This window comes from Propioniciclava sp., from assembly GCF_029977985.1.
In the GTDB taxonomy this organism is placed as follows: domain Bacteria; phylum Actinomycetota; class Actinomycetes; order Propionibacteriales; family Propionibacteriaceae; genus Propioniciclava.
In genome coordinates this window covers 1-1993 of record NZ_JARKOT010000211.1, presented here as the reverse complement: position 1 = coordinate 1993, position 1993 = coordinate 1, and the positions used below count along the sequence as shown (strand labels likewise).

The following is a 1993-nucleotide window of genomic DNA, read 5'->3' as shown; positions in this document are numbered from 1 at the left end:
CCGGGGGCACCTTGGCCAGCTCACGTCTGGCCTTCTGCACGTCGCGGAGCCTGCGCAGGCAGCCGTCCAGGTCGTCCAGGGTCTCCGGCTCCATGGCCGCGATCTTCAACAGGGCGGCCACCTCGGCCGGGGTGCTGGTCATCTCGGCATCACCTCCGCCATCCCTAACGGCCCGCGCCCCTCATCGGTGGACAGTCAGAGAGGGCGTTCAGATACTCGCCGGCGGCTCCGCTGAGGGCCGCCACGCAGCGAGCAGTGCGACGCCGCACCGTCCGGGCGCACACGCCCCACTCCTGGGCCACGACGGCGCTCAGCTGGCGGCTCGACAGGCCGGCAACTCCGCCCTCGCGGGCATGACCATCGGCCTGGAGGGTCTTCGCGGCCTCGATCAGACTCACCAGCAGTTCCCGGTCCTCGTCGGTGATGACGTCCTCGGCGCACGCCCAGGCGAGCAGCTCGGCCAACTCGGCTGCCGCGTCGTCGTCCTCGAGGAGCCGATCGTCGGCCGGGTCGACGGGGCCCAGCGAGACCATCGAAAGCCGGTGGGGCATGTGGTGCGTGGGTGCCCCGCAATCAAGTAGCACGCCTTCACGCAGCTGACCGGCGACCTTCGCGGCCACCCAGTGCGGACGCCGCCACGGCAGCCCGCGGACCTCCACCCACAACTGCGCGGCCAGCACCTCGTCGACCCGATCGTCGGCCAGCCCCAACCGGCGGCGCACGCGCAGCGCGGTCGGGAGGAGGAGCCACGCGAGCACCAGCGCTGCGTCGCGGTCGTCGGCGCCGTCGAAGGCCGCCAGCCGGGCCAGGCCGAGCAGGACGCCGTTGGCCAACGCGGGTTCGGCCGCTCGCCTCCAGTCGTCCAGCCGGGCCGGGTCCTCGACCACCTCCAGCCGGGGCTCGATGGCGACCCATTCCGCCCAGTGTTCCTTGACGACGGACGCCATCCGCTCGTCCTGCAAACCCAACATCTCGGTGATGTTCATGGCCGTGGTCCTTCCGCGTGGGTATGCAGGAAGATCACCAATCGGACGTTGTTCCTTTCGTAGTCCACAGGGCTTCGCGGCATCGAACTGCGACCCACGACGCGGCCAACACCGACCAAAGCGCCTAGTCGGCCCCGCGTTGCCCCGCGTAGCCCCTGACACGCCCTGCCAGAGGCTGGTGATGCGCCAGCGCGTGAAAAGTCGGCCTGGCGCGTCACGGAAGCAACGACGCGGACGGCGCAAGGCCGCGTGCGGACGGTTCGCGATAATCGGCGGGTGAAGAACGTGATCGGGCTCCGCGGCGAGCGGTATCCGGTCACGCCAGACATCGAGCGGTTCCTGCGCTCGATGGACCGTGATGCGCTGCAGTCGCTGGTACTCGAGATGGCGGGGTACAGCCCCGAGGCCATGCGATCGCTGCAGCTGCGCGCCACACCCGAGGACGAACCGACCGCCTCCGAACTCCTGGCCGCCGTCGACGCAGCGCTGGCCGGAGTCGACCTCGACTACCACGACCCCTTCTACGAAGACGTCGACGACGGCGTCCAAGGAGTCGAGGCGTCCGTCGACGAACTGGAGCGGCACCTCGACGGCGGCGCCCACCCCCTGGTGAGACGAGTACTCCAGCACCTACTCACCCGGCTCGGCGACTTGGCACGGGACGCCGACAACGCCGACGCCCTGCTCGAAGTGGCCGAACGGGCGTCGGCGCTGTTCGGGCGCGCGGTCGAAGGGCACCCCGACCCGGTCGGCCTCGCCCGGTGGGTGGTCAGTTTCCGGGTCGAGCACGGCGGATGGCCGTCGCTCACGCTGGACGCCGTGGCCCATGCGTTCGACGCGCCCGCCTGGGACGCCTACCGCGCGGGTGTCGCGAGCTTGGGCGGCGGTGGACCGGCAGCCGACCCCTACCGCAGCGAGATCGACCGCATGCAGCTGGAACTGGCCGATCACGACGGCGACGTCGACCGGGCTGTCGTCCTGCTGCGCGGAGGTGACCACCCGTACTA

At 70.7% G+C, this 1993-nt stretch carries 2 protein-coding genes; one reads left to right on the top strand and one right to left on the bottom strand.

All coding sequences use genetic code 11. From position 1 onward, the window contains the following. Positions 1-164 precede the first annotated feature (164 nt). Positions 165-986 carry a hypothetical protein gene (locus Q1K57_RS12370; RefSeq protein WP_300083123.1) on the bottom strand — a complete coding sequence of 274 codons (822 nt, stop codon included), beginning with the start codon at positions 984-986 and terminating at the stop codon, positions 165-167. A gap of 276 nt (positions 987-1262) precedes the next feature. On the opposite strand from Q1K57_RS12370, the gene Q1K57_RS12365 reads away from it, so the two are divergent. Continuing rightward, a partial coding sequence (locus Q1K57_RS12365; protein WP_300083121.1) for a hypothetical protein occupies positions 1263-1993 on the top strand: 731 nt, incomplete at its 3' end.

What these genes read in the sequence shown, in the direction of transcription:
- Q1K57_RS12370 (WP_300083123.1), bottom strand. Translation starts at nt 986, where the DNA reads ATGAACATCACCGAGATGTTGGGTTTGCAGGACGAGCGGATGGCGTCC.